The sequence below is a fragment of the Phytobacter diazotrophicus genome, assembly GCF_052061655.1.
In the GTDB taxonomy this organism is placed as follows: Bacteria; Pseudomonadota; Gammaproteobacteria; order Enterobacterales; family Enterobacteriaceae; genus Phytobacter; species Phytobacter diazotrophicus.
The window spans coordinates 4588593-4614232 of sequence record NZ_CM125428.1 but is presented as its reverse complement, the minus strand read 5'-3'; the positions used below and the strand labels follow the sequence as shown (position 1 = coordinate 4614232).

The following is a 25640-nucleotide window of genomic DNA, read 5'->3' as shown; positions in this document are numbered from 1 at the left end:
TATGACCGTAAACCACCCCGCGGCGCTGCTGCGCCGTCTTAACCCTTTTTGCGCACATGCGCTGGAAGCGGCCGCATCACTCTGCCAGACCCGTGCGCACGCAGAGATCACCATTGAGCACTTACTGCTGAAACTCCTGGAGCAAGGGGAAGGTGATCTCACCGTTATCTCCCGGCGTTATGAATGGGACCTGGACGGTGCCTGGCAGTCTCTACTGGCGCATCTGGCAACCCTTCAGCGCTCTGTTCATACTCGCCCGCGATTATCTGATCAACTCATCACACTGCTGACTCAGGCATGGCTAATTGCCTCTCTTGAGGTTGATGCTCCGCAAATCCGCAGCCAGCACCTGCTGATGGCGCTGACAGAAAAACCTGCGTTACTGGCGGCCAATGATCTATGGATCCTGCTCAGCCTCGGGCGTATGCAACTGGACCGGCTACGTCCCTTGCTTGATGCGCAATCGGAAGAAAACCCGGGGCGGCAACGTCAGGCCAATGAACCGCTTATGGCTGATTTACCCGGCATTGCTGCGAATGAGCCGGGTTTAACCGAAAACGGAAGCAGTGCTAAATACGACGATCAACACCGCGTCGTTCTGGATCGCTTTACGGAGAATCTCACGCAGAAAGCGCGTGATGGTCGCATTGACCCGGTATTTGGCCGCGACACGGAGATCCGCCAGATGGTCGATATTCTCTCCCGACGCCGCAAGAACAACCCCATCCTGGTTGGCGATCCCGGTGTGGGCAAAACGGCGCTGGTGGAGGGACTTGCGCTGCGTATTGCAGAAGGCAATGTGCCGGAGAGTCTGAGAAAGGTCCACATCCATACTTTGGATCTGGGTCTGTTGCAGGCAGGAGCTGGCGTCAAAGGTGAATTTGAACAGCGGCTAAAAAACGTTATTGATGCGGTACAAAAATCACCGGAATCCGTGCTGCTGTTTATCGACGAAGCGCATACCCTCATTGGCGCGGGGAATCAGGCGGGCGGTGCAGATGCGGCGAACCTGTTGAAACCTGCATTAGCCCGGGGCGAGCTGCGTACCATTGCGGCTACCACCTGGAGTGAATACAAGCAGTACTTTGAACGCGACGCCGCACTGGAGCGTCGTTTCCAGATGGTGAAAGTGGACGAACCGGACGACACCACCGCCAGTCTCATGCTCCGTGGCCTGAAAGCGCGTTATGCGCAACATCATGGTGTGCACATCACGGACGACGCGGTTCGTGCGGCGGTAACACTTTCCCGACGTTATCTCACTGGACGCCAGTTGCCGGACAAAGCTGTCGATCTGCTGGATACGGCTTCCGCCCGCGTGCGTATGAGCCTCGATACATTACCGGAACCCTTAACGCATATTCGTGCTTCACTCACCGCGCTGGCCCTGGAAAAACAGGCGTTACAGGATGATAGCACGGTGGGGGACTATTCTTGTGGTGAACGGCTTGCGGCTATCGAGCGGGAAGAGAACGCATTGATCGTGCAACTCGATACCCTTGAAACCCAGTATCAACAAGAGCAAGACCTTACCCGACAACTGCTGGCCTGTCGCAGCGACCTCTCGCGTCAGGCGGATATTGTCGCTTTACAGTCACAGCTTCACCTTGTGCAACATGCCAGCCCGCTGCTGGGGCTGGACGTTGATGCCCGAACCGTTGCCACAGTGATTGCTGACTGGACAGGGGTTCCGCTCTCGTCATTGCTGAAAGATGAGCAGACGGCGCTGTTAAGCCTGGAAGAGAATCTCGCAACACGGGTCGTGGGCCAGGATGCCGCGCTGGGTGCTATTGCCCGGCGATTACGTGCCGCGAAAACCGGTCTTACGCCAGAAAACGGTCCACAGGGGGTATTCCTGCTGACGGGGCCAAGTGGTACAGGTAAAACGGAAACTGCGCTTGCCCTTGCGGACACCCTCTTCGGCGGCGAGAAATCGCTCATAACTATCAACCTTTCCGAATATCAGGAACCCCATACTGTCTCTCAACTTAAAGGTTCTCCCCCCGGCTATGTGGGGTATGGGCAGAGCGGTGTACTGACCGAGGCTGTCAGAAAGCGTCCCTACAGTGTGGTGTTGTTGGACGAAGTAGAAAAAGCGCACCGCGACGTAATGAACCTCTTCTATCAGGTTTTTGACCGGGGATTTATGCGCGACGGTGAAGGGCGTGAAATTGATTTTCGCAATACGGTCATTCTGATGACCGCCAATCTCGGCAGCGAGCATGTGATGCAGTTGCTGGAAGAGAAGCCTGATGCCACGGAAAGCGAGATGCAGGCATTGCTCCATCCTCTTCTGCGCGACCATTTCCAGCCCGCATTGCAGGCGCGTTTCCAGACGATCATTTATCGCCCGCTCGGTCCTGCCGCGATGCGTGTCATTGTGATGATGAAGCTGGAACAGGTTATTCGTCGCCTGCGTGAACACTACGGCATGGAAACTGAGGTGAGTGAAGACCTCTATGACCAGCTCACCAGCGCATGTTTGCTGCCTGAGAGCGGCGCGCGCAATATCGATAGCCTGCTCAATCAACAAATTTTACCCGTACTGAGCCAGCAGTTGCTGGCACATCAGGCCGCGCAGCAGAAACCTGTACATTTGAGACTGGGCTGGAATGACGATGAGGGTATTTCCCTTGAGTTTGACCTGGACGCAGGAGGCACCGCATGAATGCGCTCAGTTTTGACCACTCCCACCACAAATTAAAAATTCGAGGCCTGAGCAGCCCGCCTGATGTGCTCTCCTTTGAAGGCCGCGAGCACCTGAGCCAGCCGTTCTGTTACGACATTCAGTTCACCAGCCGTGATAAAACCCTGGAGCCGGAAGCGCTGCTGATGCAGGACGGCGCGCTCAGCCTCTGCGCCCCGCCGGTTCAGGGGATGCCGGTACAGGTGCCGATGCGCACCCTGTACGGCGTCATCACTGGCTTTAAACAGCTTTCCACCTCGCGCGATGAATCGCGCTATGAAGTGCGCCTTGAGCCCCGTCTGGCGCTGCTCGCCCGCAGTCATCAGAACGCCATCTACCAGAACCAGAGCGTGCCGCAGATTGTCGAGAAAATCCTGCGTGAGCGCCACGGGATGCTCGGCCAGGACTTCGTATTCACCCTGAGGGGGGAATATCCGTCGCGCGAACAGGTGATGCAGTTCGGCGAGGATGACCTGACTTTTATCTCCCGGTTGCTGTCGGAAGTGGGGATCTGGTTCCGGTTCAGTACCGACGTGCGGCTGAAAATTGAAGTCATTGAGTTTTATGACGACCAGAGCGGCTATGAACGCGGTCTGATGCTGCCGCTGCGCCACCCTTCGGGGCTGAGCGACAGCGGCACGGGATTCGTCTGGGGGCTGAACACGGCATATCATGTGGTGGAAAAAGCGTCACCACGCGGGACTACAACTACCGTGGCGCGACCGCCGACATGACGTCGGCGTTTGATGCGACGGGCGGGGACAGCACCACCTGTGGCGAAGCCTGTCATTACGCGGACAACTTCCTGACGGCAGGCGACCCGGACACACCGGAAAGCGGGGCGTTTTACGCGCGTATCCGCCACGAACGTTACCTTAATGGCCGGGCCATTCTGCAGGGGCTGAGCACCAGCGCCCTGCTGATGCCGGGGCTGGAGATAAAGGTACCGGATGAAGACGCCCCGGCGGTGTTCCGCAGGGGCGCATTGATAACCGGGCTGACCGCCAGCGCGGCGCGAGACCGCAGTTATGAACTGACGTTTACCGCCATACCTTATTCGGAACGCTACAGCTTTCGCCCGGCTCGCATCGCGAAACCGGTGATGGCCGGAACGCTGCCCGCGCGGGTGACCAGCACAACGGCAAACGATATCTATGCCCATATCGATAAAGACGGGCGCTACCGGGTGAACCTCGATTTTGACCGTGAGACCTGGAAGCCGGGTTACGAGAGCCTGTGGGTACGGCAGTCCCGCCCTTATGCGGGTGATACGTACGGACTGCACCTGCCGCTGCTGGCGGGCACGGAGGTCAGCATCGCGTTTGAGGGAGGCAACCCGGACCGGCCCTATATCGCCGGCGTGAAGCATGATTCCGCCCACCCCGACCACGTGACGATTCAGAACTACAGACGCAACGTGCTGCGTACCCCGGCAAACAACAAGCTGCGCCTCGATGACGAACGCGGCAAAGAGCATATCAAAATCAGTACGGAGTACGGCGGCAAGAGCCAGCTCAATCTCGGCCATCTGGTGGATGCGGGAAAACAGCAGCGCGGGGAAGGTTTTGAGCTGCGCACGGACATGTGGGGTGCCATCCGGGCGAAAAAGGGGATATTCATCAGCGCTGACGGTCAGGAGCGGGCGCAGGGGCAGGTGCGGGAGATGGCGGCCATTATCAGTGAGCTGAACAGCCTGAGCGACAAAATCAAGAAACTGTCTGATGACGCGGTGACTGCCAGTGCGGAGTCGGCAGATATGGCCGCGCAGGTTGCGTTAATCGCTAACCGGATAAGCGAGCTGACGGCATCAGTCATCCTGATGCACGCGCCAAAAGGTGTTGCGCTGGCAAGTGGTGAACATATGCAACTGGCGGCAGTAAAAAACCTCCAGATAAACGCGGGGAATAACATCGATATCGGTGTTGTGAAGAATATATTTATCGGTGTGGGGCAGGCTCTGAGTGTATTTGTACGCAAAGCGGGGGATTAAGCTGTTTGCCAATAAAGGTGCGATCTCACTACAGGCGCAGAACGATCTGATGGAATTACTGGCGAAAAAATCGATAGAGATCACCAGTACGGAAGATGAGATCACTAATCCTATCCCTACATATGAGCAGGTGTGGAATTGGAAGAAAAATATAGATGGAGGCTCTGACCTATATATAAAAAAAAGGAAAAATGCTCAAAATTATCTCGGTAAGGATGGAAGAACTTATACAGAAGAGCAATTGCAACATGAAAAAATTAGCCGTTGGAATGGTGGCGCATACCATGAATGGAATGAAAGTGAGCAACAATGGCAAAGGAAGAGTAACATTTTGTGTGATTCTCAAACAGGAAATATAGGATGGGATATTACAAATCCATCAAATCAAGATAGGACAGAAGAAGAATTACATGATCGGGATCATGAGCAGTACAGTATGGGAGGTGCGGGACAGGATGATGAGCATCCGTGGCGATATTCTGGGGTTTGCTATGCGGATCATGTCATTGATTAGCATTGTGTTTTTTTTACTAAATACTCAAATGGCATATTCAAGAAATACCCATTCTCTGCAGGTATTATTTGATGTTGATCCTGTACTGAATTTTTTTTCATTAGAAAATAATTTATTTTTGGTTAATACAAGAGATATTTTTTTCTATAAAAAGATCGGCACTGTGAATGGAATACGCTATTTTGTCTTTTTTGAAAAAAAACCGAGTCAAGTTGGCACACCTGAGGGTTTCTGTGGATCTGGTAATGAAATCTGGCTGAATCTTTATAAAGTAGGTGAAAAAGCTAGTATTTTTATTGATCAGGTTTTGATCAGCAGTTGTAAGGAAAGCTTTTCAATGGATAGTTTGGAATCTGGAGCGGGAAATAGTGAAAGTGATTATAGCTCTTTTTCATGGAATTCATTGGGGTTCAATATTAAATGGTTTTCTAAATATGACCAGAAAGGGATGGTTGTTGATAGTACAAATTATATAATAGAGAGTGAAGGTCTGTTTAAAAAAGATATTCTTCGTCCTGTGATTTATGAAAGATAATTATGACTGTTTTAATTCTTATGGGCTGTATTTGGCAAGGGTAATTTTTTATACTTTTCATTGTCTTTTTTTTCTATCATTTTCTAATGACGTAATTATATAGCGCAGGGTCATGAAAAGGAAAGTGTATTATTTATGGTGATGCAAAGGGGGGCGGTGAAAGAGTATGTTTATCAGATTTTTTTTGATTGAAGATAATCATAGTGGTTTTTATATAAGAAGTAGGTGAAATTTACATGGTAATAAGTGGGTGTGATTTTTATTTTAATGGGTATTCTTATGTCGGTTCGTCTTAATACTATTCCTGATGCAAAGGATTACCCCAAAAAAACTGGTTGTGTTAAATGGATAATGGTTTCTCTGTTGCTGCCACCTACAGTTTTAGTGTCAGTGTTTCTTCCATTTAGAAATGAATTTGCAATAAGTGGTTGGTACTTTTGGGGGGCGGTTTCTGGTATTTTCATTTTTATATGGTCACTCGCCGTATCAGTCTATTGGTTGGTTTTTATAACACAATGTATCCGAGTGGAGGCGTGGAATAAGCGTCGTGAAGAAGTGATTTTACGGGAAACTCAACGGGGGCGACGTGCGTTGCAAATATTAAACCTTTCTTTGCACACGGCAATGAACGGTGATTCTTTAGTTGAAACCACGATGAACTTTTTGACCCGCCAGTCGCGGTTAAGTACTTATTCTGTACTGCGTGGTGAAAATATGGTTCGCCGTAGTGTAATTCCAGTGTTAACGGATCAACCCATAACCAGTCGTTTACCGGAAATTATTTCCCGTCTTTTCAGTGACATCAAACCCCAACTATGTCGATTACCCGATGATTTTCACATCAACGTGTTTTTTGAGATTAATACATCACTATCCGTGCCAATTGTTATAGATATCTGCAAGGACGAGTGGCAAAAAGCCGGATTTTCCAGAACATGTTTATTTTCAAATTCCGCGAGGGGATTAGCTGTCATAGACGACTGGCTTGATAACGACATTCACAAAAAAGCTGTTTTGCTGGTCATTTCCTTACATTTGGAACCAGAGCAACCAGAACTCACTGCTGAGTCTGCCTGCGCTTTGTTGATGGCTAACAGGTTAACTCAACAGGCAATTACACCACTGGCACTGTTGCATCGCCCTGAGCGACTTATTGACACAACCGCCATGGTCGAAGGGATTAAACAGGCGCTTGACTGGATGCCTGTAAAACCTGATGCCCTGTCGGGTACGTGGACTGCGACGTTGAATGCGGAACAGCGGGTTGCCTTGCTGTCACTTAACGAGCCATTTATTCAGGAAGCTTCGCTCTATGAACTTGACGCTTTTCTGGGGCGTTCAGACATGGCTGCACCGTGGTTATCAATTGCAGCTGCCACACTGGCAGCAATGCATTTACACCAACCCCAGTTGGCGCTTAGTGGCGAACAGGGCGGGGATTCTTTGTGGGCGGCGGTGGTATCACCGCATGCTTTAGCTCAGGAGGCATCATAGTGGTTACGGAATTAAACCGTCTTCGGCCTCGTTCGTTCTCTCGGCCGATAATGTTTTTCACCGTTACGGTAGTCATTGCGTTATGTACGTTAATTTACCGTAAACCTATGCTCGTGGGAGTCGAGTCGGGCAGCCTACAGCAGACATACTGGATGGCGGGTGTGATTGCTGGCGGTCTGATTTTTCTCATCATTATGGGCGCTTACAATTTGTTAAACCGCCGCTCGGCTATACAAGATTTTGAAATTCGCAGACAGCTTGCTGCCGGGGATGACTATCGACCTGTGACGGAGAAAAAAGTAGATAACTGTCATCCGGTATGGGGGGAAATGGCTTCTTTCATACGCACCCGCTACGGCTTCTTCTGGCGCTATAAAATCCGTCTGCTCCTGATTATCGGTGAGCCCGCCGAAGTGGAATCCATCGCACCGGGTTTAACAGAACAGCACTGGCTTGAAGGCGACGGTATCGTACTGATCCATGGCGGCAGAACGTTAGCCGAACCGGATGCCGAACTGTTGGCGTCATTGCGAAAACTGCGCCGCCACCGCCCACTGGATGGGGTTGTCTGGCCGCTGACGGCGAAACAGAGCCAGCAGAGTGCGCAGATGGATAAGGCCTGGCGCGGGCTGACCGACAGCGGAAAACGACTCGGGTTTCAGGCCCCGCTCTATTTATGGCAGATCTGCGACGATGGCGGTTATCAGACCGAACGCACCACACAGGCGGTGGGATGCCTGCTGCCTGAACATTGCACGGCAGAACACCTGGCTTCCATGCTGGAAGCGCAAACCCCTCAACTGACAGAGCAGGGGATGCAGCAGTTACTGCGCGATAATCGCCACGATTTCCTGCTGCGCCTTGCACATTCCCTGCAAAAAGAGGGCATTGCTCACTGGCAAAACACATTGAAACCACTGTTGTCGGGTGGAGCATATTCCCTCTCATTACGTGGCCTGATGTTCAGTCCGAAGCATGTGGCCGGAGCAGATACCGCGCCTCACGCCTGGCTCCCCTCTCCGGTATGGGCGGGGATTACGGATGATAAGGTCCGGGGTCGTAAGGTGGGGTTCCCGTGGGCACGTGCAATGATGGCGATGCTGGGCATACTGGTGATGGTGTGGGGTACCGGACTTCTGACGTCTTTTCTGACCAACCGCACGCTAATTCAGGATACCGCCTCGCAGACAGCACACGCACTGAACACTCGTCTGCCGCTTTCAGAACAACTGATAGCACTGCATACATTACAGAACGAACTGGAGCGCCTGCAATACCGCGTTCGCCACGGTGCGCCGTGGTATCAGCGTTTCGGACTGGAGCGTAACACGCAATTGCTTGATGCGGTATTTCCCGGTTATGCGCAGGCTGCCAGCCGCCTGGTACGCGACGTCGCGGCCACGTATTTGCAAAACCAATTGAAAGCGTTTGTTGCCCTGCCTCCTGACAGCCCTCAGCGTACGGCAACAAGTGAGCAGCGATATAAACAGCTTAAAGCGCTGCTGATGATGTCCCGTCCGGAAAAAGCGGATGCGGCCTTTTTCAGCGCCACGCTGATCGCCGATGGTCTGCGCTATCCAGGGGTAGCGGAAGGTCTCTCGCAGAGTATCGTCCCTTCGCTACTTGCCTTCTGGGCCACGAATCTGGCTGAACATCCGCAATGGAAGGCGGCGTTGCAACCGGAACTGACCGCCACCGTGCGAAAAATCCTGCTGCGTCAGATTGGCGTACGGAATGCGGAAAACACGCTCTACCAGAATGTGCTGAAACAGGTTTCCCGAAACTATGCAGATATGACGCTGGCGGATATGACCAGCGACACCCAGGCCGATGCGCTTTTTAGTACTGAACAGATCGTACCGGGGATGTTCACCCGCCAGGCGTGGGAAGGGCAGGTAAAAGAGGCGATAGAGCAAGTTGTGGCGGCCCGACGCGAAGAAATTGACTGGGTGCTCAGTGATCGCGAGAAGGGCGCGTCATCCGATGTATCGCCGGAGACGCTACGCGCCCGACTCACTGAGCGTTACTTCATCGACTTTGCCGGAAGCTGGCTCTCTTTTCTTAACAGCCTTCGCTGGAAAAAGGAAGGAACGCTGTCCGGTGTACTCGATCAACTGACACTCATGGCTGATGCTCACCAGTCGCCGCTCATTGCCCTGATGGATACGCTGGCGTGGCAGGCGGCAACGGGGCGACCGAACCGTGGATTGTCGGATTCATTGACGACATCGGCAAAGGCACTCTTTAACGGCGAAGAGCAAGGCCGTCAGGACGAAACTCCTCCCGGCCCGCTGGATAAAACCTTTGCCCCGCTGCTGCGGCTGGCGGGGGAACGCGCTGCCGGTAGCGGAGACGCGACGCTCAGTCTGCAGACTTATCTGACGCGCGTTAGCCGTGTGCGGCTCAAGCTGCAACAGGTCATCAACGCCCAGGATCCGCAGGAAATGACGCAACAACTGGCGCAGACGGTGTTTCAGGGTAAAACCGTCGATCTTACTGATACCCGCGACTATGGTCGTCTGGTTGCCGCCAGCCTTGGAGAGGCATGGAGCGGCTTTGGTCAGGCGCTGTTTGTTCGCCCGGTTGAGCAGGCATGGCGACAGGTGCTGACACCCGCGGCAGAAAGTCTCAATCGGCAGTGGCAGCGTGCCATTGTCAGCCAGTGGGAACAGGATTTCGCGGGGCGCTACCCCTTTAGTGCCACGCAGAATGATGCCTCGTTGCCTTTGCTGGCGCAGTACCTGCGCGACGGTGGCCGTATCCATCAATATCTCGCCACGCACCTTGGTGGCGTGCTGAGACGCGAAGGGCGAGACTGGGTGACCGATGCCACGAACACACAGGGTTTGGTAGTAAATCCGGCGTTTTTGCGTTCCCTGAATCAGCTTGGCGATATCACGGATGCCGCCTTTGCCAGCGGAGATGCCGGAATACATTTTGATCTGCGCGCCAAACCCGCGCGCGATGTGATGAAAACGCAGCTGACGGTTGACGGGCAAATACTGGAATATTTCAACCAGAAGGAGCGCTGGCAGCGCTTTACCTGGCCTGGTGAGCAATGGCACCCCGGTGCGTCGCTGAGCTGGACCAGCACGCAGAACAGCGAGCGTATTCTGGCAGATTACCGGGGAAGCTGGAGCCTCATCCGCTTACTGGAACAGGCGGAAATTACACAACTGGACAGCAGCAGCTATAAGGTGCTGTGGCGCGCTCCGGACGGCCTCCCGTTGCATTACCTGATGCGCGTTGAGCAGGGAAAAGGGCCGATGGCACTGCTGGCACTGAGAAATTTTCGCCTGCCACAGCAGATCTTCCTGACCGGGAACGTCATGGCAGAGTCGCAAGAACAGGGAGAGCACGAGGATGAGTGAGTTGCTACAGCAGTTAACCCGTAGCTGTTTTAGCGATGGCGATGTCCTGCAGGCCGCGCGCGAGCAGACCGCGTTATGGCAGAAATGGTTATTGCCAGTAAAAGAAGACGCACCCGTGGGCGAAGACCCGGGCTATCACGACGATTTTCTGCTTATGCGCGATGAGATGAACAAGCTGTCGGGCGCAGACACCGCATTGATTTGTACGCTGGCGGAATCCCTCATTCTGACACAGGCAAAAGATCTGCGTATCGTGACCTATTACATCTGGGCACGGCTACATCGCGACGGCGAGCGTGGCTTAGCTGAGGGGCTGGCGTTGCTGGCCGGGCTGGTTGAACGCTTTGGTACCGCGCTACTACCCTCCCGCCCGTCGAGTCGAAAACTGGTGCTTGAGTGGCTGGCCGGAGACAAAATTCTTGATAGCCTGGCGCGATTTCCGGAAGTGGCAAAGGCGGATTTTTCCAGGATCGTCGCCGCGCTGAATTTGCTATCAGTATCATTTGCAGCATGGACAGAAGACCAACAGCCGCCTTCGCTGATGCCGCTTATTCACGCGTTGGAGTCACGTCTGGCGCAATCGGGCGGGATGAATGCCGTTGTACCTCAAAATAGCGCGGCCCTCTCGCCGCCTGTCGCTTCTTCCCTTATCGACTCGCCGTCGTTGCAGGTTATTCATTCCGGACGCGATTTGCTGGATCAGGCCAAAACGCTGTCCCGTTACCTGAATGAACAGCCCCGGGGCTGGCTGGCGGCACATCGCCTGATGAAAACCCTGCGTTGGGACACCGTTCATGAGCTTCCGCCCGATGTCGACGGCAAAACGCGGCTGTCTCCACCGCGCACGGAATCGCGTAATCAACTTAAACGATTGTATACACAGCAGAACTGGACAGAACTACTGGAACAAGCCGACCGGATGTTTGGCGAAGGTGTGTGTCACTTCTGGCTGGATATTCAGTGGTATCTGCACCAGGCGTTAGGCAAGGCAGGGCCGCCGTGGGACAGGTGGACATCTGTTGTCCGTCAGGATCTGGCGTTGTTGCTGGAACGGTTGCCTGGGCTGGAGCAGCTTGCATGGAGTGACGGTAGCCCGTTTGCGGATGACGTAACGCGAAGCTGGATTGCACAGCAGGTTATACCGCGGGATGAAGGGGCATGGCTGGCAGGCGGGGCGGCTCTCTCTGGCGAACCCCCCCACGATGATCTTTTGGCGCTGGAACCTGAAGCGCAGGAGCGTGCCGACAGTGAAGGGGTCGACGCCGCGCTGGGCTGGCTTCAGTCACGGCCGGGGATTGTTACCGCGCGACAGCGGCTGCAATTGCGTTTACTCATGGCCCGGGTCGCGGAGCAATACGGCAAAACAGAGATGGCGCTGTTGCTGTTAGATGAACTGGACGGGAGTTCGCAGGGGCTGACGCTGGCCCAATGGGAACCCGAGCTGATCTTCGAGATCAAAGCCCGGCAGTTGAAGCTGCTGCGTTTAAGGGCATATCGCTATGCGGATAAAGCGCTGCTGGCGCGAAAAATGGAAACCCTGCTCGGCACGCTGGTGGCGATAGATCCCGCACGTGCTGCCGTATTGTGCGATTCGCAACATAAGGATTGAAGACGATGGGACGAGGCTATTTTCTGGTCAGAGGTGATATAACCACCTGTGGCGGCAGGATCATTGAAGGCGCGGATGACCATACCATTATGGGTATACCTCAGGCACGCGATATGGATAGAGTGACCTGTGGCAGATATCCAGGAATGTTTATTATCGTAGGAGGTGTTCCGCAGACAGATATTCACGGCCGGCTGATGGCAGGAACTCTGGACAGTAAAAGCTCCTGCCCATGTCAGTCGCGATTTATCGCGTCGATGATGAATGATGTTTATGAGACGGAGGTGAAGGACGGAATAATAGAAGTAAAACGGCCCAAACCATTAACCGAAGAGGACTTTTCTCAGGGTAAAGTTTATGGGAGAAAAATTATAGTGCTGGATTATGAAAACGAAAAACCTGTGCAAGGATTGAAAGTGAAAGTTAAAACAAATAGTGGTGAGTATAATTATTTTCCTGATGGTAATGGGCGAGTAAATACTGTTATCACAGAAAATAAGGATGAAGATTTTATGGTTGATATATATTGTTTGTTTCATTAATAGAAGGTGTTTTCAGTGAGTAATTATAAAGAGCCTGATAGTGCATATGATAATTTAATGCAGAAAGGATATTTATATAAAATCAATTCTGTAGCAGAAATAGATAAACAGCCAGTTTTTTTGCTGGTTGGATGTTTTTGCAAGGAGCCAGTAGATAACTATCCTTTTCAAGAGCCTGTGTTTACTTGGTTAAGTAATATCTCTCATTTAATCATGAAGTACTCGAATAAATTCTCAGTTCCGCCCATTGCTGTAGCTGGTGCATTGGCTGATGAATATAACACGAGATTTATGCCTGATTATTCATATGCAAAAAAAAGGTTAGATTACCTACAGGATAACGTTATACCAAAAGGGAAATACACCGAGTTCGAAGAGACCGTGAATAATAAGAAAAGTAGTGATGATCTTGAGAAACAATATCAGACTATTAAAAAAAATGATCCGGATGATATAAAAAGAACTACATGGGACAGGGTTAGCAACACCGTGGCAGGTGATTATGGGAAGGGTAACATATCATTACGCACAGCCTATGATATGTATGATGACAAGCTGGATTCATTTCCAAACATGTCAAGGTTAGATATATTAAGATATTTGGTTACAGATGAAGGAACGGTTCACTTTGCTGCCTTGATGATCAAAAAAGCGAAAGATATTATGAGTGGTTATGTAATTGATTTACCTCAAAGAAAGCAGGAAGCCATTTTAGTGACATATTTTAAACAAGGGGACAAATATCGCCGGAAATTTATATCAATATCACTGAAAAATAACCCGGAAGCCAGGATAAAATCTGGGGAAGGCTGCAGGACTTGTTTTCAGAGGAAAAAAATATCCGATGCTATTGGTGTGAAAGTTAAAGATTTTAACGTAACGCAGAAAACATCATAATTTTATTCTATTAGCAATAATATGATTAATGATATTTTGCTATTTTTTAAGGTTTTTTCTTTTTCATGATAATGAATGACAATTAAAGAGTAATATTATGTTTGTCTTTCGAATTGTATCTGGTGTGGTTTCTTGGTTTTTAGCTAGCATAGTATTCAATGTATTATTCATGTTTCACGGTTATAATATGGCATATATTTCATTGGTTATGGCACCCGGGATCCTCCCTTTTATACCATTTTTTTTATCTAAGCCACATTATGGATATCGATGGGTTTATATATTATTAGGTATTGTGATTCAAGTCTTGTTTAATTTCTTTGATTTGTTATGGGGTAATATTGAAGTGTTACTTATTGGTGTTTTAGGTATATCACTTTTTTATTATTCATTCTTTGTGAGTGTTTCCAGGTCTGCCTCAGTAATCTACTGCGTTGTGATTTTTAATTTTCTATTTATTTTGCTTTTGGCCCAGCAGATTTACATTTATAATGAATTTCGCTCAAAAAATATATGCTTTATATCTGAGTGGTATTGTGGGTCTGAATGTTATAAAGATTATATTCAGATTTCATGTAAAACCAAGGAGTGGCAATCGGAAGTTTTTCATGGATTACCGGGTAGTACTTATAATTTTGGAATGAAAGATAATAATATTTTTGTAAAATTTGAAGATCACCATAAGAAGCGTGTGTTTATTTTAAAGGATGGGCGGTTCGAAGAACATTAAGATCTGAATTTTTTATTATTAGATCTCTCCGGTTGATTTTACAAGATTATTAGTCAAGCATATATTTTAAAATGGACTACCTGCAATATTATCAATAATCCCCAAGCCTGCTCTTAACAACTCACTCCACTTTAATCATTACCTATTTACCACAGGATTTTCATGGACGATTTAACCCAACGCTACTACGAAGCCGAAATGCGCTACCTGCGCGAAGCCGGTAAAGAATTCGCGCAGGCATATCCCGACCGCGCGGCAATGCTGAACCTCGACAAACCTGGTGCTCGCGATCCGTATGTGGAGCGTCTGTTTGAGGGGTTCGCATTCTTAATGGGGCGGCTGCGTGAAAAACTGGATGACGATTTGCCGGAGCTCACCGAAGGGCTGGTCAGTCTGCTCTGGCCGCACTATCTGCGCACCATTCCCTCACTGTCTATTATTGAGCTGGCAACCGATTTTCGGCTGATGAAGCAGAGCGAAACGCTCAGCCATTTTCAGGTGCTGTCACGCCCGATTGGTGAGCGCAAAACCCGCTGTCGCTACACCGCTACGCGCGATGTCACGCTCTATCCTCTGGCTTTGCCTGACGTGTCACTGCAGTACGAGCCGGACGGACGTTCTGTCATTCGCCTGCGTTTCGAATGCAGCCCGCTGGTCGGCGACTGGTCGCAAATTGATTTATCACGACTACCGTTGTATCTGAATGCCGACAGCCCGATAGCCTGTGCCTTACACCGGGCGCTAACGCTGGGTACGCAACAGATCTGGCTGTGTTTGCCGGGGCAGGAGCGGTGTGTGCTGGAGGGCCATTTTTCTGCGCAGGGATTGGGGGATGATGACAGACTGTGGCCCAAAGGAGAATCCGCATTTAGCGGCTATCAGCTCTTACTTGAATATTTCACTTTCCGTGAAAAATTTATGTTTGTAGCGCTTCATGGGCTGGAAAACATCGCCAGGCCGGAAGGAATAAAGGGTTTTGAGCTGGATGTTGTGCTGGTGGAAAGTTGGCCCCACGATTTGCCCTTCAATGCCGACACTATCCGCCTGCATTGTGTTCCGGTTATCAACCTGTTCCCACTAGAGGCTGACCCGCTGCATCTCTCTCCGCTGGAAAACGAGTATCTCCTGCGCCCCATGCGTATCCAGGATGGGCATACTGAAATCTATTCTGTTGATCGAATCGTCTCCTCACGCCACACCGGCAATCAGGCGTATGTCCCGTTTTCCAGTTTTCGCCATCGGGGCGGCATGTTGCGTCACGATGCCCCCGAACGCTATTACCACACGCGGGTGAAGCGTGGCCCCTCGGGGCTGCATGATAGCTGGTTGATTTTGGGGGGCGATGCGTTTGACGCGGACAGGCTTCTGGAAGATGAAACCTTGTCACTGAGCCTGACGGGCACCAACGGCCAGCTTCCGCGCAAGGCGTTGCAAAGCACGCTTCTGGACACCCCCCTCCATGCGGCGCAAAACAACCTGCGGGTCCGTAATCTCTGCGCGCCGACGCAGCCTTGTTATCCCCCTTCGCGTGACCGTTTCCACTGGCGGGTACTCAGTCATCTTGGCTCAAACTTTCTGTCGATGATGGATAACGCGGAGATCCTGCGCGGCACGCTGGCGCTCTATGACTGGACGGAGAGCGAGATGAATCGTCGTCGTCTTGAGGCGATTGTTGATGTTCAGCACCATCTCATTCAGCGTTTCGAAAAAGGCTTTCTGCTGCGCGGAGTGGACATTCAGGTCACCCTCGACAGCAAAGGTTTCGCCGGGGAGGGGGACATCACCCTGTTTGGTGAACTCCTTCATCGCTTCTTCGCGCTCTATGCTGATATCCATCTTTTCACACAACTCACCGTAATATTGCAACCCACAGGGAAGTGCCTGCAATGGACCGAACACCACAGCCAGCGCGTACCGGGCTGATACATCGACTGACGCCGCACATTTCGCGGATTAATTTTTACCGTTTTTGCCAGTATCTGGAACAAGCTGCGCCACACGCCCCGCCGTTAGGCAGTAGCGCGAACCCTGCAGATGATCCCGTGCGTTTTCGCCCTCATCCGGGGATGGGATTCCCTGCAAGCGAACTTAAAGCGGTCAAGTACGATGCGCAGCAGCCTGAGGCGCCGCCGACGATCCGCACTACTTTTCTGGGGCTTTACGGCGTCGATTCCCCTCTGCCGACGGCTTACCTGGACGACATCGCACAGGGAAAGGACGGGCATGAAGCGATAATGGCGTTTCTGGATATCTTCAACCACCGTTTTACCACGCAGTACTACCGCATCTGGCGCAAATACAACTACCCGGCGTCGTTTGAACCGGGGGCCAGGGATGCGATTTCATGTTGCCTGCTGGGGCTCATTGGTTTGGGCATTCCCGGTAGCGAAAACCATATCGCCACGCCCATTTCTCGTTTTCTGGCACTGTTGAGCGTGATGCGCCTGCCAACGCGTACAGCGGAAGGCGTGACAGCGTTAGTGACACTGCTTGCGCCAAAGACCCAGGCAACGGTGACACCACACGAACCGAAGTCTGTTGTACTGCAAACGCGGGTCTGCTTGTCCCGAACGTCCCGCGTTGACCTGACAACGCGCGCTCTGTTGGGGCGAACCGGCACGGACGTTAACAGTCAACTGTTACTGCAACTCTATACCGAAGAGGCTGACGAAGTGCGCGGATGGCTGCCGGGAGGGCAGTTGCATACCGATCTTCTGGTGCTGCTGCGTGTATATCTTGGCTGGCGTTGCCAGGCTCGGTTACAGCTCACGCTGCCGCTCAGCCTGCTGCCGGCGGCACAGCTAGGGAAACAGCGCGTTCAGATTGGCCTAACCGGCATTTTACGAGCCTCAGGTTCCGCGCCAGACACCGGGACTGTAACGGTGAAACTTGGCCGCTATCAGGGACTCATGCCTGGTTCAACACGATGGGAGAGGGAGAGAATCACGCATGTTCATTATCCACTGTAAGCGCCGGGCGTTGGCCTGCGCGATGGCGTTGTCGGTTTTCCTGACAGGCTGCGGGCTGGGGCAAAAGGTGGTTGAGGGCTCGAAAAGTATGGCGAGCGCCATCTTCTATAAACAGATCCATACCTTGCATCTGGATTTCATCTCGCGTGGCGCGCTCAACACGGACGCGCAAGACACGCCGCTTTCCACCATGGTGCATGTCTGGCAACTCACATCGCGCGCCCGCTTTGATAAAGCAGATTACGACACCTTGCTCATGCAGGAAGAGTCGGCACTCAACGGCGATGTTCTGGCGGAACATTCAGTCTGGATGAAACCCGGGGGTGCGGTTTCGCTGGATGTGCCGCTCGATAAAGAGACGCAGTTTATTGCCATTGCCGGGCAGTTTTATCAGCCTGATGAAACGCGTAATAGCTGGCGGTTGATCCTGAAACGGGACGAGTTGGATGCGGATAAACCCCGCACTATCGAGCTTTTGCGCAGCCAGTTAACGCTGCTTCCTGTGCAGGACAATTAATCCATGCCGACTCCTTCCTTATACGAAATGTTGATGTCTGGCTTCAGTGGCGAATTACCGCTGGAACAGGTCGGCGAGCGGGACCAGCTTATCCTTTCCGTGATGGATAACATGCAGCGCATTATCAATTGTCGGGCGGGTACGCTGGCGCACCTGCCGGATTACGGGTTACCGGATCTTAGCGTGATACATCAGGGAATGACGGCGGGTATTCACGGGTTAATACGCCAGATTGAGGAGACGCTGCGCCGTTATGAACCTCGCCTGAGTCAGCTCCGCGTGGAGCTACTGCCGCAACCGCGTCCCGGACATCTGAATTACCTGATTCATGCCGAACTTCCCGCCAGGGGATGGATCCGTTTTGACGGGGTCTTCTCGCCGGAAGGGCGGATAGTCCTGCGTCATCTTAAGCAACAGGAGCGTGCATAACCTATGACGGACCATTCGTTATTTATCAGCCAGTTTCGTGTGGGTGGCGATCCCTGTACCTTTCGCGAAGCGGGTGAGTTACAGGCCGAAATGGGTAAACTCACCCATCCGGCGCGCCCGGACGTGGACTGGCGTCGGGTCGAATCGTTGTGTCTGGCGTTGTTCAGACAAAATGGCGTGGAGCTGCAAACACTGGTCTGTTACATCCTGGCCAGAACAAAGCAGCAGGGGCTGGTGGGTATGACCGAAGGGCTGGAGGCGTTACAGACACTGATGACGCGCCACTGGGGCGATTTCTGGCCCGTGCAGGTACATTCAAGAGTCACTCTGCTCAGTTGGCTGGCGGAAAAGATACAGCAGTCGCTACGGACAATGGAGGTTCAGTATCAAGCGTTGGCGCGGGTCTATCGCTGTGAGCAGTACCTGGCTGTACTTGAAAAAGTACTGCGTCAGTGCGAACTCTGGCATCTGACCCGAATGGATATCGTTGCCGGTCAGTTGCGTAATGTTGCGCTGCGACTGGAGCGGCTCACGCCGCAGGAGACAGAAGCAAGCGTAACGCCGATAACCGCAAGCGCCATAGCGCCCTCCGAACCAGAAGACGTTGTGCCGCTTGCCGCACCGCCAGAGCGGCAGACAACGGTCACGCCATCCCGACGTTCATGGCCGATGTTTTTTGCCGGAATGATGACCGCAGTGTGTTTGAGCGGTATCGGGGGTGGGGTATGGACATTTCTGAATCAACCTGATTTACGGGAACGAGAGCGCAATGCGCTGCCGGTTTCTGAGCTGTCTCATTACGCGCAGGCACAGGAGCAGTTGCAGCGTCTTTCTCAGCAACTTGACACCCTTGATGAACGTAAAGGGAAATATTTAACCGCATCGGAACTGAAATCAGCCGTTTTCGCGATTCGCCAATCCCTGCAAACGCCACCGCTGGAAGAACTGCTTCGGCAACTGGATGAACAGACGCGATCGGGGGAGGTGGCGCCTGCGCTGATCGTACAAATCGAGACCCGATTTCAACAGTTGCTCAACCGCTATGCCCTGTTAAGCAACCCTCGTGCGAACAACTCAGGGGAGGATAAGACGCCGTAGACGTTGCCTGTTTTCTTCTTAATCTTCTGTCAGCAACAGGCCCGGACCACCCCAGTCCGGGCCTGATGCGTTTACTCTTTCGCCGTTGCGCGACGCGGAGCAAACCCTTCGCTAACCCCTTCACGATCGTGGCGTGCAATCCAGCGGTAGCTGCCTGCGCCCAGGAACACACCGATAAACCAGCTAAAGTTCGCCACTTCGTGCAGTGACGGAATAAAGCTGATTACCAGGCACACGGCGACCGACGGCACCAGTGCGGCAACCGCTTTCGGGTTGATGCCATTTTTGTACCAGTAGCGGCCGTTCGGGGAGACGGTAAACAGATCATCGACAAACACTTTCCCGCGTTTAATCAGGTAGAAGTCCGCCAGGAGAATACCGAACAGTGGCCCAATAAAGGAGCCCAGCACATCCAGTGTGTAGTGGATCAGTTCCGGTGACTGGAACAGGTTCCACGGCGTCAGCAGCACGGAGCCAACGGCGGCGATCATCCCGCCGGTGCGGAAGCTGATCTTCTGCGGCGAGCAGTTTGAGAAATCGAACGCCGGGGAGACGAAGTTAGCCACAATGTTGATCCCAATGGTGGCGATAATCATGGTCAGCAAACCAATTGCCATGGCCAGGCTGTTGCCCACGTGGCTGACGGTCTCGATAGGATCAGTGATCATTTTGCCGAACAGCGACTGTGTACCCGACACGATCACCACGGTCACGATGGAGAACAGCAGGAAGTTAAACGGCAGACCCCAACGGTTGCCGCGACGAATTTCCTGCATGCTTTTGCCGTAGCGAGAGAAGTCGCCAAAGTTCAGCAGTGGGCCGGAGAAGTAAGAAACCACCAGCGCCGTTGCGGTAATCATCTGCCAGGTTTGCTCGCCCGCGGTTAGCTCTTTGCTGGCAAGGGTAAACGAGATACCGCTAAAGCCGGTTTGCGACAGGATCCATACCGCCAGCGCCAGCATCACCACGTAGACAGCCGGGCCTGCGATATCGATAAAGCGTTTAATCGCGCTCATCCCGTGCCAGAACACCAGTGCCTGCAATACCCACATAATGCCGAAGCAGACCCAGCCCAAATGCGACAGACCAAGGAAATGCCCTTCGGTCATCGGGGCCAGAGAAGGCCAGAATTTCAGCATCACCAGCATTAACGCGTTAGCGGCCAGATAGGTTTGTATACCGTACCAGGCAAAGGCGATAAGACCACGGATGACGGCCGGAATATTGGCACCGAACACGCCAAATGCCTGGCGACAGATAACCGCATAGGGCACGCCAGCCATTTGGCTTGGTTTGGCAACAAGGTTTGCGCACAACTGCACAATACAGATGCCCAGCAACAGGCACAGTAATACCTGCCAACTGGCAAGGCCGAGCGCAAAGAAGCTGGCCGCGACCACGTATCCGCCCATGCTATGAACGTCGGACATCCAGAAAGAGAAGATGTTGTACCACGTCCAGTTCTGGTCGCGCGTCGGGGCCAAATCGTTGTTAGTGAGTCGTGGGCTGTAACTGTCTTTGTAATTTGGTTCAAGGTTTGGCATGGAATCTGCTCCTCTGAATACAGATTGTGACGTTATGTCTGCCATCCTGTATTGCATGAACCAGGCCAGGTTTTAATTTTATGTATACAAAATATTTTAATGATGTATACAAAAAGATAAGAACCAGGTAACAAAGGAATTTCCCAATGAAGCAGCCAACGGGGCTACAGACCCCAGCAGATCTGGAAGATAAAGAAAATTTCATCTGGCAGTCGCTGATGACCGCCATTGTCGAACATCAATTACCGCCCGGCAGCAAATTACCCGAAGAAGCCCTGGCCGAAGTGTTTGGCGTTAGCCGCACGGGGATCCGCAAGGTTCTGACGCGCCTTGCGACGGTGCAAATGGTCACGATGACGCCCAGACGTGGTGCATTTGTTGCCAAACCGGATATCGACGAATCGAAAGCGATCTTCTCTACCCGCAAAATGATCGAGCGTGCCAACCTGCCGCAGGTGCTTGAGCATCTACAGCCGCCACATATTGCTGGGCTCGAGAAAATCATCGCGCAGGAAGAAGAGGCGCATCAGAACCACGATGGCGCGGCGGCGATTCGTTATTCCGCGGCATTTCATATCCAGTTGCAGGCTATCTCTGGCAATGCCGTAGTGACCGATATTGTGACCACGCTCGCGCAACGTTCGTCGCTGGTGATTGCCGCCTGGGGCGCCCCCTGGCAGCGTGGGTGCCGCTGCGACGACCACGACAGGCTCATCGAACTGCTGCGTAAGAAAGATGGCGCGGCGCTGAGCCATGCTATGGCCCACCACTTCGATCATATTGTCTCAAGCCTCAGCTTTGAGCGCGGCGGCGACATCCTCCCCGATTTTGCCCGCCTGTTTGGCGCGCCAGGAGAACAGGCATGACACAATTCTGTATACAGGTGATCAACCCCAATACCAGCCCGGAAATGACGCACACCATTGCCAGCGCTGCCCGCAGTGTCGCCGCACCGGGTACGACAATCCTCGCCAGTTGTCCGAGCCAGGGCGTGGAGTCGATTGAAGGGCATTTTGATGAGGCGATTGCCGCCATTGGCGTGCTGGAACAGATAAAAAAAGGCATGGCGCAGGGGGCGCAAGGCCATGTCATTGCCTGCTTTGGCGATCCGGGGCTGCTGGCTGCCCGCGAACTGGCAAGCGGGCCCGTCGTGGGAATTGCCGAAGCGGCGATGCATGTCGCCACCCTGGTCGCGACGCGTTTTTCCATCGTCACCACCTTGCCGCGCACGCTGATCATCGCCCGTCATTTACTGCAGCAATATGGCTTCGGACATCACTGCGCCGCACTGCATGCGATCGATTTACCGGTACTGGCGTTAGAAGATGGCACGGGTCTTGCTCAGCAGAAAGTACGCGAGCGTTGTATACAAGCCAAACGGGAAGATAATAGCGGCGCTATTGTTCTTGGCTGTGGCGGGATGGCGAACCTTGCCAGCGAGCTGACGCAGGAGCTGGATATTCCGGTGATCGATGGCGTCACGGCAGCGGTGAAAATGGTGGAATCCCTCCTGGCACTGGGGCTTGGTACCAGCAAGTACGGCGATCTGGCGTATCCCAATAAAAAGCCGCTTTCAGGATGCTTTGAAATGCTGAGCTGAAAGCGGCCCCAAAATGAGGTCGAATCAGCATGCATTCAGATACGGACAAGCCTGTCTGGCACTTTACCGATAACTACCCGCGCGATATGGCAGGGTATGCCGGAAAACCCCCTCATGCGCAATGGCCCGGAGGGGCGCGCATTGCCGTGCAGTTTGTCCTCAATTTCGAAGAAGGTGGCGAGAACCACGTCCTGCATGGCGACACCGGGTCTGAACAGTTTTTGTCAGACATTATTGGTGCGGCGAGTTACCCGGCAATACATATGTCGATGGACTCGCTGTATGAATACGGTTCCCGCGCAGGTTTCTGGCGCATCCACAATGAATTCCAGAAGCGCGGCCTGCCTTTAACGGTGTTTGGTATCGCAATGGCGCTGGCGCGTAACCCGGAGATCGTCGCTGCGATCAACGCCGCGGAGTATGACGTGGTGAGCCACGGCTGGCGTTGGATCCACTATCAAAATATGGATATCCAGACCGAGCGTCAGCATATGCAGCAGGCGCTGGAGATCCTCACGACGCTGTTTGGCAAAGCGCCGCTCGGCTGGTATACCGGGCGCGATAGCCCGAACACCCGCAAGCTGGTGGTGGAGCAGGGCGGTATGCTGTATGACAGCGATTACTACGGCGACGACCTGCCGTTCTGGACAACGGTTGACGAGAAGCCTCACCTGATTGTGCCTTATACGCTGGATGCGAACGATATGCGCTTTGCCACCGCGCAGGGTTTTAATACCGCTGAGCAGTTCTATACCTACCTGAAAGACAGTTTTGATGTGCTGTATGAAGAAGGTGAAACGGCGCCGAAGATGATGTCGATTGGCATGCACTGTCGGTTATTGGGGCGCCCCGGCCGTTTCCGCGCATTGCAGCGTTTCCTGGATTATGTGCAGAGTCACGAAGGTGTGTGGATTTGCCGCCGTCAGGATATCGCCGAGCACTGGGTGAAGACGCATCCGTATACTCCGGCGTGAGTTTATCCCCGCACCCCGGACCGTACCCCCTCAAAGAAGAGGGGGCATCCTGTAGCCCCGGTAAGCGCAGCGCCACCGGGGATAATTCCCGGATGGCGGCGCAGGCACCTTATCCGGGCAACGTTTTCCATGCGAGCAGAGAGGGGTTTTCTCTCTCTCCCTGTGGAAGAGGGCATCCAGCCGCACCCATCTTTCCCTTTTATCCCATCAAACTGACATGCGCCGCCACAATCCGCCAGCCATAGGGGAACTTCACCCAGGTCTGCATCTGGCGGCCCACCCGTTCACTGTTCTCGCGCGTAAACTCTGTGCTCGCGACAGCCATATCCTCACCGTAGGTGGTGATCGTGGTATTACGCAGCAATCTGTCCAGCCCCGCTGAGGGGCGTGCATTACGAAACTCGCGGATCGCCTCAATGCCGTACAAGTTCTCTGTTGCGCCGTAGCGCACCGTGCGCGGGTCCGCCCAGAAAAGCTCATCCAGCACTGCCACATCGTTACTGATAAGCGCCTGCTCATAACGATAAAACGCAGCGGTGACTTCATTCAATACAGTCGGACGGTCGATATTGTCTCTGTTCATCATGCTTCCTGTGGGTAAAGAACGCCCGCCTGCTCCAGTCTCCACGCCGCCTGCAGACAGCGTGACTCCTGCCAGGGGGCGGCAATAATCTGTACGCCAATCGGTAAGCCCGAGGCGGTTTTTACGGGCACGGTCACCACCGGCAGGCCTAAAAACGAGATGGGCTGCGTCAGCATCCCCATACTGGCTTTGATCGGTAAATCGGTATGGTTAATGCGCATGGTGTTCTCGCCAATCGGCGTTGCACTACAGGGCGTCGCCGGGGCAAGAAGCAGATCGACATCGTTAAACAGCGGTAGCGTTTTATCGCGAAACCAGGCGCGAAAACGCTGTGCCTGGGTATACCAGGCCGAGGGGGTCATTGCGCCTGCCAGCAAGCGCTCGCGGGAGTTCAGCTCAAACGTATCGGCATCCGTTCGTAGCGCAGGAAGATAATGGTTACCCCCCTCTGCCGCAGAAAGCAAAAACGCGGCTGAACGCGCCAGCTCCGCTTCCGGCAATACCCGCGTCTGGTTTGCGCCCAGAGCTTGTGCCACTACGTTGACGGCGGCGCGGGCATCAGCATTACACCAGGTGGTGAAATAGCCCTCCAGCACGGCACAGCGTAGCGCCCCCGCATTGGATAACGTGGGCAGCGTGGCGGCAGGTTCGTGTGGTGATTGCCAGTTGTCTTCCATGTCATGTCCCTGGAGCGCGTCATAGACACAGGCCAAATCCTCCACGTTACGTGCCAGCGGGCCGATGTGATCCAGACTGGCGACAAACGGATGGCTACCGCTGCGTGATAAGCGTCCAAAGGTGGGCTTTAGCCCCGGCACGCCGCACAGCGAGGCGGGAACGCGAATAGAACCGTTGGTGTCGGTGCCCAGCGCAAAATTGACCATCCCGGCAGCAACGGCCGCCGCTGAGCCGCCCGATGAACCACCCGCCACCCGGGTGAGGTCTCGCGGGTTACGCGTCGCACCATAGTGGCTGTTTTCGGTAGTGAAGCCATAGGCATAGGCATCCATGTTGAGCGTGCCGGCCAGCGTTGCACCCGCATTCGTAAGCTGGCGAATGGCGAATGCATCTTTTGTTGCGGGGGGCTGAGTGCTGAACAGCTTTGCCCCCGCCAGCGTGGTAACCCCCTCCACATCGAACAGATTTTTCACCGCATAGGGCACGCCTGCCAGCGCAGGCAAGGTTTCGCCCGCAGCACGCCGGGCGTCGATGTGCGCGGCTTCGGTGAGCATGCGCGTCGCCGTTACGCCGGTGAAGGCGTTGATGCCGGGGTTTCCCTGTTCAATCAACGCCAGTGATTGCTGTGCCAGTTCGCGCGCGCTAAAGGTTTTGCTACGCAGTCCTTGCTGAATGTCCCGAATGGATAAGCTCATAGCCGATATTCTCCTGCGCCTTCCTGGCGGTGAGGCAGTGGGAAAGCCATCAGCGGCTGCGCCATGGCCGCGATGCGGGTGAGCTGAACTTCGAGTTCGGCCCGGCGTTCATCGTCCAGCGGTACCGCCAGGAGTTGTTCCATCAACCGGATGTATGTCGGCCAGTCGAATTTGTTATCGCTCAT

At 53.3% G+C, this 25640-nt stretch carries 19 protein-coding genes and 2 pseudogenes; 17 read left to right on the top strand and 4 right to left on the bottom strand.

The features are described from left to right. The first annotated feature begins 1 nt into the window (after window position 1). From tssH to ACS0RQ_RS22390, 14 genes and pseudogenes are all read left to right on the top strand, one after another. Window positions 2–2668 carry a type VI secretion system ATPase TssH gene (gene tssH, locus ACS0RQ_RS22455; protein ID WP_271851905.1) on the top strand — a complete coding sequence of 889 codons (2667 nt, stop codon included), beginning with the start codon at window positions 2–4 and terminating at the stop codon, window positions 2666–2668. Then, window positions 2665–4779, top strand: a pseudogene (locus ACS0RQ_RS22450) (type VI secretion system Vgr family protein); the annotation flags it as partial. The gene tssH and the pseudogene ACS0RQ_RS22450, both read left to right, overlap by 4 nt. Window positions 4780–5131: 352 nt before the next feature. Next, window positions 5132–5725 (top strand): hypothetical protein, encoded by a 594-nt coding sequence (locus tag ACS0RQ_RS22445; RefSeq protein WP_271851357.1) that lies wholly within the window; start codon window positions 5132–5134, stop codon window positions 5723–5725. Window positions 5726–6004: 279 nt separating this feature from the next. After that, entirely contained in the window at window positions 6005–7219 is a 1215-nt protein-coding gene (locus tag ACS0RQ_RS22440) for a KPHS_23130 family T6SS system protein (RefSeq protein WP_334312452.1), read from the top strand. Continuing rightward, on the top strand, window positions 7219–10590 hold the full coding sequence (locus tag ACS0RQ_RS22435; protein ID WP_271851361.1) for an ImcF-related family protein: 3372 nt from the start codon (window positions 7219–7221) through the stop codon (window positions 10588–10590). The genes ACS0RQ_RS22440 and ACS0RQ_RS22435 overlap by 1 nt, the downstream gene beginning before the upstream one ends. After that, the gene (gene tssA / locus ACS0RQ_RS22430; protein ID WP_271851362.1) at window positions 10583–12199 is read left to right on the top strand and encodes a type VI secretion system protein TssA; all 1617 of its coding nucleotides are present in this window, start codon (window positions 10583–10585) and stop codon (window positions 12197–12199) included. Before ACS0RQ_RS22435 ends, tssA begins: the two co-directional genes overlap by 8 nt. A 5-nt stretch (window positions 12200–12204) precedes the next feature. Beyond that, window positions 12205–12496 (top strand): annotated as a pseudogene (locus ACS0RQ_RS22425) (PAAR domain-containing protein); the annotation flags it as partial. 260 nt (window positions 12497–12756) lie between these two features. Beyond that, window positions 12757–13638: a hypothetical protein gene (locus tag ACS0RQ_RS22420; protein ID WP_271851363.1), complete on the top strand. Its 882-nt coding sequence runs from the start codon at window positions 12757–12759 to the stop codon at window positions 13636–13638. Window positions 13639–13735: 97 nt separating this feature from the next. Then, window positions 13736–14368 (top strand): hypothetical protein, encoded by a 633-nt coding sequence (locus ACS0RQ_RS22415; RefSeq protein WP_334633918.1) that lies wholly within the window; start codon window positions 13736–13738, stop codon window positions 14366–14368. A 162-nt stretch (window positions 14369–14530) separates the two neighbouring features. Beyond that, a complete protein-coding gene (tssF, locus tag ACS0RQ_RS22410; RefSeq protein ID WP_271851364.1) occupies window positions 14531–16291 on the top strand; it encodes a type VI secretion system baseplate subunit TssF in 1761 nt (586 codons plus the stop codon). Next, the gene (tssG, locus tag ACS0RQ_RS22405; protein ID WP_271851365.1) at window positions 16255–17337 is read left to right on the top strand and encodes a type VI secretion system baseplate subunit TssG; all 1083 of its coding nucleotides are present in this window, start codon (window positions 16255–16257) and stop codon (window positions 17335–17337) included. Before tssF ends, tssG begins: the two co-directional genes overlap by 37 nt. Further along, window positions 17318–17854, top strand: a complete 537-nt coding sequence (tssJ, locus tag ACS0RQ_RS22400) for a type VI secretion system lipoprotein TssJ (protein WP_132441114.1) — start codon at window positions 17318–17320, stop codon at window positions 17852–17854. The genes tssG and tssJ overlap by 20 nt, the downstream gene beginning before the upstream one ends. Before the next feature lie 3 nt (window positions 17855–17857). Then, window positions 17858–18283, top strand: a complete 426-nt coding sequence (gene tssE / locus ACS0RQ_RS22395; RefSeq protein ID WP_041852648.1) for a type VI secretion system baseplate subunit TssE — start codon at window positions 17858–17860, stop codon at window positions 18281–18283. Window positions 18284–18286: 3 nt separating this feature from the next. Then, complete coding sequence (locus tag ACS0RQ_RS22390) at window positions 18287–19381, top strand: VasL domain-containing protein (RefSeq protein ID WP_271851367.1); 1095 nt, start codon at window positions 18287–18289, stop codon at window positions 19379–19381. A 71-nt stretch (window positions 19382–19452) separates the two neighbouring features. On the opposite strand, the gene ACS0RQ_RS22385 is transcribed toward ACS0RQ_RS22390, so the two are convergent. Continuing rightward, window positions 19453–20925 carry an NCS1 family nucleobase:cation symporter-1 gene (locus tag ACS0RQ_RS22385; RefSeq protein WP_041852646.1) on the bottom strand — a complete coding sequence of 491 codons (1473 nt, stop codon included), beginning with the start codon at window positions 20923–20925 and terminating at the stop codon, window positions 19453–19455. A gap of 146 nt (window positions 20926–21071) precedes the next feature. Here ACS0RQ_RS22385 and ACS0RQ_RS22380 point away from each other — a divergent pair, with 146 nt between their 5' ends. From ACS0RQ_RS22380 to puuE, 3 genes are read left to right on the top strand one after another with little or no spacing between them, the layout of a single operon-like run. Further along, the gene (locus tag ACS0RQ_RS22380; protein ID WP_334633914.1) at window positions 21072–21791 is read left to right on the top strand and encodes a GntR family transcriptional regulator; all 720 of its coding nucleotides are present in this window, start codon (window positions 21072–21074) and stop codon (window positions 21789–21791) included. Further along, on the top strand, window positions 21788–22525 hold the full coding sequence (locus ACS0RQ_RS22375; RefSeq protein ID WP_271851368.1) for an aspartate/glutamate racemase family protein: 738 nt from the start codon (window positions 21788–21790) through the stop codon (window positions 22523–22525). The genes ACS0RQ_RS22380 and ACS0RQ_RS22375 overlap by 4 nt, the downstream gene beginning before the upstream one ends. A gap of 29 nt (window positions 22526–22554) precedes the next feature. After that, entirely contained in the window at window positions 22555–23499 is a 945-nt protein-coding gene (gene puuE / locus ACS0RQ_RS22370) for an allantoinase PuuE (protein ID WP_271851369.1), read from the top strand. 199 nt (window positions 23500–23698) lie between these two features. Here the strand turns inward: puuE and hpxZ are convergent, their stop codons facing one another. The 3 genes from hpxZ to hpxX are packed head-to-tail and all read right to left on the bottom strand — an operon-like array spanning window position 23699 to window position 25640. After that, window positions 23699–24085: an oxalurate catabolism protein HpxZ gene (gene hpxZ, locus ACS0RQ_RS22365; RefSeq protein WP_223878735.1), complete on the bottom strand. Its 387-nt coding sequence runs from the start codon at window positions 24083–24085 to the stop codon at window positions 23699–23701. Next, entirely contained in the window at window positions 24082–25455 is a 1374-nt protein-coding gene (locus ACS0RQ_RS22360) for an AtzE family amidohydrolase (RefSeq protein ID WP_271851370.1), read from the bottom strand. The genes hpxZ and ACS0RQ_RS22360 overlap by 4 nt, the downstream gene beginning before the upstream one ends. Next, window positions 25452–25640, bottom strand: coding sequence for an oxalurate catabolism protein HpxX (hpxX, locus tag ACS0RQ_RS22355; protein ID WP_041852640.1), 189 nt, complete (start codon window positions 25638–25640; stop codon window positions 25452–25454). Before hpxX ends, ACS0RQ_RS22360 begins: the two co-directional genes overlap by 4 nt.